Genomic DNA, 6,320 nt, shown 5'->3' with positions numbered 1-6,320 from the left:
GGCTCGGAGATGTGTATAATACACAGTAATCGCGCCCGTTCTGGAGATTCCAAGACAAGAAGGGCGCCGCCGGCCGCTAAGCCAAATCCCTGCCGCTGGCGATCGAAGGGAGCTGCCCGCTCCTGAGCCAAGACCCCTAACTGGCGAAAGCCGGCCAAGGTTAAGGGGGAGATGGCGGATTCAACGCCTCCAGCCAACACCAAATCGCAATCCCCCTGGGCAATCAACAGTGCCCCTTGGGCAATTGCCCAGATTCCCGTGGCACAGGCGGCTGTGGGATTGAGCACTATCCCCTGAATGCCTGCAATTTGTGCTACCTGCTGCGAAACAGTTGCTGGCAAGGTTTGTAACCATGTTTCTCGCGAAAGAGCAGGCTGTCGTAACCATCTTTCCCACTGGGCTTGAAAGCCGCGACTGGAGCCGACCACTGCCCCGGCACTGCCCAGGGGAGCCGTTAATTTTGCATCCTTGAGCGCTTGAGTCGTAGTCGTTTCAATAATTTTCTCGACAGGCAAGCTCGTTGCACCCACCAGTCCTTCAGGGGTGGCTATGAGTGCTGTCTTGCCCTGACAGTACCGCTGCCATGTGGCGATCGCGGTGTCCCCAAGCGCTGTCCATAGACCAATGCCAGTAATAACAACATTCACTGCACAATTAATTCAAGATATGATCAACCTAATCAACATCGTGACGCAACATCGTGACGTGAGGACAGCAGGTTTGGAAACGGCGGCAGAGTACTGTGTAGTGATTGTTACTACAGCTACGGAAGCTGAGGCACTCTCCTTGGCCGATCAACTGGTGGCGGAGCACCTGGCTGCCTGTGTGCAGGTTCTACCTGTTCAATCAATATACCGTTGGCAAGGAGCGGTGCATCGCGCTCCAGAATGGCAATTGCTGATTAAAACCCGCATCGCTTTATTTGAGCAGGTGCGCGATCGCCTGCTGGCATTACACAGTTATGAAGTCCCAGAGATCATTGCCATGCCAATCATTGCTGGTTCTTCTGCCTATTTGAACTGGATCAAAGAGCAAACTCAAAAGCCACCTGGAGGTTAAGAAGATCTGAATCCAAGATCATCAAGATCATAAAGTTTCTATTACATTACCCATGTCAATAACCTACCCTCTATCTTTCAGTATGGTATTCTTTCCCACTCACAAGTTATCGAGCGTCGTCTTTTTCCCCCCTACCGAGTGAATTTTGAGCCAAGGATTTCCTATGGGCTTGTTAGGGCGATCGCGAATCTCTGTGCGCCAACTGGCTGAAACACCTAGACACCGCTTCAGCTAAAACTTAAGATGGAAAAATGGTCTCCCTTGCTCGAAAAAATCTTTTAGAAGACTTTAGTCGCTTTCTCGTTGCTCAACTGGGCATCACGTTTGCTGTCAGTCTCGTCACTATTCAAACGGGACTCCTTGAGGGATTTAGTCGCTCCGCCACTCTCTTGGTGAGCAAAAGCCAAGCGGATTTCTGGATTGCCTCGAATGAGCTGCGTTATTTTGGCCTGACATTGCCCATTGAGTATCAAGTTGTCCTTGATGCCCAAGCAGTTGAAGGGGTTGCGGCTGCAGAACCACTCCTGATGCAGTCGGCCATGTGGCGCCGTTCAGAGACAGAGGCGATCGATCCAGTGCAAGTGGTGGGTGTTGAACCGACAGGAACCTTGCTGCCTTTGACGACAGTTGCTGGTGCAGCCCTGAGGAAGCTAGAGGAACCCTACAGTGTCATCGTGGATCGCATTGACCTCAATGCCCTTTCCCTCACGGCTTTGGGGGAGAAAGGTCGTGTGAATAACTACCCAGCGACGGTCATTGGCTGGACGCGCGGTGTTAAATCAATTGTCTCTAGTCCCTATGTCTTTACCTCGCTGGAAACTGCGAACCTTTACTTGAACTTCCCGCGGTTTGATCCCAGTGAACCGGTACCCGAATTTTTGCCGTTGGTCTCCCCGAGTACCCGCATCAGTTATGTCATGGTCAAAGCAAAGCCGGGAGAGGATTTAGCAAAGGTGCAGGAGCGATTGCGGGCAGCGTTTCCCAACTATCAAGTGCTCAGTCGTGCTGCCCTGACTGAAATGACCCGGCGCTATTGGTTGGCCAGCACCAGTGTGGGGTTCATTTTGGGTCTAGGGGCAGGGGTGGGCATGGTTGTAGGGATAGTGATTGTGAGTCAGATTCTCTATTCCTCCGTGAGCGATCGCCTACAGGAGTATGGCACCCTGAAGGCAATGGGGGCTTCTGACGGGTACTTGTATCGAATTATTATTGAGCAAGCCCTGTGGATGGCTGTACTGGGTTATCTGCCCGGTTTAGGCCTGTCCTGGGGGTTGGGGATGTGGACCATGCAAGCTCGTGCCATCCAAATCATCATTACCCCTCAACTTGCCTTAGCCGTTTTTAGTGCCACCGTGGCCATGTGTGTCAGCGCTTCCCTATTGGCAGTGCAAAAAGTGATGCGCCTTGATCCTGCCCAAGTCTTTCGAGCTTGAATCATGCCTCACCCTGTCCTCCCTTGGTCAACCGCTCCGCCGCCAGCGAAACCTGTTCTCAGTGGTTGGGAACAGGCCTGAAGTGCCCCATTGCCCCCCTTATCCCCCAGATGATCCCCTCTCCTTGCGCGGCCTTTGCCTGTGCTCTCCATATGCAGCAGCCGACAATTCCAGTAGGGGAGGACGGCCGCCTAATCAGTCACTTGCAGTATATGCTGATGCATCCCCATAAGGAGGACAATTACAACGCAAGTCAATTTCTTTGGTGTTATTGGCGCATGGGGGATTGGATGCCCCAGTTGGTGACTGAGGGCTGTCAACTTCGGATAATGCTCGATGACTCCGGGCAACCTGCTTTGGGGTCTGGAGCAGATGGGGCAAGAGGAAGCACTGGCGGCCCTGCGGCGGATTACCGTGGATACCTATGCCCCCTACCTGGAGTGGCTGGGTACCTGCTGGGGACATGCGGTGATTCCCTCAAGCCCAGTTGCCGACATTGAGTTGGACATTCGCGCTTGGCAGCATCCATAAATCTGTAGAATAAACTATGGCATGGCAAAACTGGTACATACCTCCTTTAGGAGCAATTGTGGCGGGCTCCCTCGCTGTCACCCTTACCCGTGAACCGCTCCCTGTGGTGGCGGTCAGTTCTGTGGGGGCATTGGTGGGCACTTGGGTACAGGAGCGTCAATGTCATTCCCTTACTCCCCACATCGAGGACCTGCTGCAGCGTTTAGAGGAAAGACTGGAGCATCTTGAAACCGGAATGTCTGGGCATCACCAGCGCTGCACTGCTATTTTCTACGATATTGAAAACTTGATTAAAGGCTACAACATCAAAGCTGCAGATGTGGCCAAAATCTCCCTAGGTGCCATCCAAACCCATATTCGCCAAGCCTACCCCATCGACCGAGTGCTACTGCAACGTGCCTATGCCAACTGGAGTGATGCTCGCCTTGGGTCACTGCGCCGTGAAATGCACCAATTGGGCATTGAGCCTGTACAAGTCTTTGGCTTTTCCTACGAAAATCGCAAAAATGCCGCCGATATTCAATTGGCTATTGATGTGGTGGACTTGATTTTTCAGGATGACCGCTTTGATACATTTGTGATTGTCTCCGGGGATGGTGGCTTTGGCTCCCTTGCCAAGAAGTTACGGCAGTACGGCAAAACGGTGATTGGCTGTGCCTACGAAGATGCCGCTGGCAAGAGTTTTCAGGCCATTTGTGATGCCTTTGTGCACATTCCCGATCCAACGGTGAAATCCCGCCCGCCTGTGGTCAGTCCCGCCTGCCCCATGGAAGCTCCGGCATCAACCATCACCCCCGCCACCATTCCCTTAGATGCGGATAATCGTCGTTTGTGTGCCGATTTGAGTGTCAGTTTGGTTCGCCATGCCGAGGGGGCGATCGCTAAAACGCGGCAGATTCTCGATTGGTATCGCCGTGATTTGCTGTGTGGCAAGCTTCTGCGGGAGGAAGGGCTACCTATTAGTAAAGTCCAAGGGGCAGTGCAAGTCCTGCTGCCCAACTTTGACATTTTGCTGTTGGGGATGGTCAAGTTTTCGGAATACTTGCGCTACGTCTGCAAAAACACGATCTTCTGTGTCTTTTATTGCCAAGGCAGTGCCAATCAACTGCGTCTTGGTCTACGGGAGCATCTTCCCGCCGGTGCTGTGGTGATGGCCAATTTTGAAAAGCGTCCCCTCCACAGTCTGGCAACCTATCGGGCCCTGCTTAGTCACGAACGGGTGGCGATCGCCCAACCTACAGCCTTGGCTCATACTCTAGCATGGCTCCTTGACCATTACGAGGGCGTTGCTACCTTAGAGGAACTGGCCACTATGATTGAGAAAACCGCACCAGCAGAGATTAGTTCTAGCCAAATTGCAATTGCTTTGAATAACTGCCAAAGGGCCAATATTCTCGTGCCAGCTCCCCACGGTGGCGATCGCTATTTTGTCGCTGCCAAAATCACAACACTTCGCGAAGGCTATGCAGCACTGGCACAGTGGCTACACCAGATCCTTCAGGGGTTTTTTGAACGGGTGGGGACGGAGCCGCAACCAGAACTGTTACAGGCACTCATTGAGCCCTCTGTTTCAGTGCCCAGGTAGATCGCCATGGATTTTCCTTGGTTGGTGTGGCTAGAGACCTGTGGGAGCACGAATACATGGGCGCTGCGCCATGCCGATCAGCTCTACGGCGGCCAAGTCATCTATACTCAGGCCCAAACGCGGGGGCGAGGTCAGTACAACCGCCCTTGGCAATCCCCCCAGGGAGTGTTGACGGCCTCCTTTATTTTGCCCCATTCGCCAGCGATCGTTGCTCCCAGCGTCCAAGCAGGGATAGCGGTGATGCGTGCGTTGAGTGGGCTGCGGCCAGCGCTGGATCGCCATCTGCAATTGAAGTGGCCCAATGATGTTATGGCTCAGGGCAAGAAACTAGCGGGAATTCTCTGTGAAAGCTGTTCCCCTTGGTTGGTGGTGGGGGTGGGGCTGAACCGCTGTGTAGATGTTGAGGCAATGGGCCTTCCCCAAGCTATGAGTCTTCATCAGCTTCTTGATCCTTGGGAAGCAGTACCCACAGATTTGGAACTCTTGGCGACCATTCGTGCTGAACTGCTTTGGTGTTGGCAACGGTCACAGTGGGCGGGGGTGGCTGCGCAGCGCGACTTTCTGCGGGGGCGATCGCTCACTCTTGTCCAAGGAGAACAGAGGTGGCAGGGCATCAGTCTGGGAATTAGCGATCGCGGGACATTGCAGGTGCGCCTAACTAATGGCGAAGTGCGGGAATTTAGCAGTGGCCATGTGATCTACAGCCCCTAGAATTGGTTGCGGAAGTGGGCAGCCCGTCTGCGAAAATTGTCCTTGGTACTACAACCATCTGAGGTGCGCATGAAGGGTTGGCAGGTCTGTTGGCAACGGGCGATCGCTTTGGTTCTCAGCATCGTTCTCCTCTGGTCAATGGGGGACATCGCAGCGGCAAAATCCAGTGGCTCGCTGGCAGAGGTGGCAGCTCCTGTGGCCATTGAGGATATGAAAAATTGGTTCGATCGCTATGAACCCCGGCTGAAAATTCTCACCCCCGAAGTCAACCAAACGCTCCAAAGTCGCAATGTCACTGTCAAGCTCAGTGTCCAAGGGCTACGCCTGTTTCAGGATCAGCCCACAGGCTTGGGCCCCCATGTGGAGGTGGTGCTCGATGATCTGCCCAGCCGCAGTGTCTATGACCTGAGCACCCCCATTGAATTGACTAACCTTGAGCCGGGAACGCACCTTCTCCGTGCTTTTGTCGTCTACCCCTGGGGGGAAAGTCTGAAAAATCCCCTTGCCTATGCTCAAACCGTGTTTCATCTCTACACCGCAGATGAGGACACTCGAGCTGCTAGTCTTCCCCTGCTCACCTACAATCAGCCCAGCGGTACCTATGGCGCTGAACCGGTGCTCCTCGACTTTTATCTCAGCAACCTACCCTTGGATCAGCTACTAAACAACGAGAAGGTGTGGCAGGTGCGCTGCACGATCAATGGTCAATCTTTCACCGTCGATCGCTGGCAGGCCTACTATCTCACTGGACTGCAGCCGGGGGATAACTGGGTGCGGCTTGAACTCCTGGATGGGAATGGTCAGCGGATTCCCTCTCCCTACAATCCCATTACCCGCCTTGTCACCTATCAACCCAATGGCAAGGATGTCCTCTCGCGCCTGCTACGGGGAGAACTGGCGGCGAAAAATCTCCAAAGCAGCCTCAGTCCAGATCTGCCCAGCAACCTCCCCCCTGAACCCACCCCAGAACCAATGCCTGTTGTTGAGGCACCCCCTACTCC

7 protein-coding genes and 1 pseudogene are annotated in these 6,320 nt (G+C 53.9%); 7 read left to right on the top strand and 1 reads right to left on the bottom strand.

Annotated elements, in window-relative coordinates; genetic code table 11:
• Positions 1 to 647, bottom strand: a 647-nt coding sequence (locus H8Q75_RS09595; RefSeq protein WP_297041330.1) for a beta-ketoacyl synthase N-terminal-like domain-containing protein, incomplete at its 3' end; no start/stop codon positions are given.
• A gap of 40 nt (positions 648 to 687) precedes the next feature.
• On the opposite strand from H8Q75_RS09595, the gene cutA reads away from it, so the two are divergent.
• The 7 genes and pseudogenes from cutA to H8Q75_RS09565 all read left to right on the top strand — a co-directional run.
• Positions 688 to 1,059 (top strand): divalent-cation tolerance protein CutA, encoded by a 372-nt coding sequence (cutA, locus tag H8Q75_RS09590; RefSeq protein WP_297041328.1) that lies wholly within the window; start codon positions 688 to 690, stop codon positions 1,057 to 1,059.
• A gap of 45 nt (positions 1,060 to 1,104) precedes the next feature.
• Positions 1,105 to 1,269 (top strand): hypothetical protein, encoded by a 165-nt coding sequence (locus H8Q75_RS12000; protein ID WP_081711805.1) that lies wholly within the window; start codon positions 1,105 to 1,107, stop codon positions 1,267 to 1,269.
• A gap of 41 nt (positions 1,270 to 1,310) precedes the next feature.
• Complete coding sequence (locus tag H8Q75_RS09585; protein ID WP_297041326.1) at positions 1,311 to 2,492, top strand: ABC transporter permease; 1,182 nt, start codon at positions 1,311 to 1,313, stop codon at positions 2,490 to 2,492.
• Between the two features lie 128 nt (positions 2,493 to 2,620).
• Positions 2,621 to 3,017: pseudogene (locus tag H8Q75_RS11995) on the top strand (glycosyl hydrolase family 57); the annotation flags it as partial.
• 64 nt (positions 3,018 to 3,081) lie between these two features.
• Positions 3,082 to 4,608 (top strand): NYN domain-containing protein, encoded by a 1,527-nt coding sequence (locus tag H8Q75_RS09575; RefSeq protein WP_297041323.1) that lies wholly within the window; start codon positions 3,082 to 3,084, stop codon positions 4,606 to 4,608.
• Positions 4,609 to 4,614: 6 nt separating this feature from the next.
• Positions 4,615 to 5,319, top strand: coding sequence for a biotin--[acetyl-CoA-carboxylase] ligase (locus tag H8Q75_RS09570; RefSeq protein WP_024124105.1), 705 nt, complete (start codon positions 4,615 to 4,617; stop codon positions 5,317 to 5,319).
• 42 nt (positions 5,320 to 5,361) lie between these two features.
• Positions 5,362 to 6,320, top strand: a 959-nt coding sequence (locus tag H8Q75_RS09565; protein WP_365971017.1) for a hypothetical protein, incomplete at its 3' end; no start/stop codon positions are given.

The organism is Thermosynechococcus sp. OHK43, from assembly GCF_014466085.1.
Lineage (GTDB): Bacteria > Cyanobacteriota > Cyanobacteriia > Thermosynechococcales > Thermosynechococcaceae > Thermosynechococcus.
The sequence above is the reverse complement of the archived record's forward strand: the minus strand, read 5'-3'. Positions and strand labels throughout refer to the sequence as shown.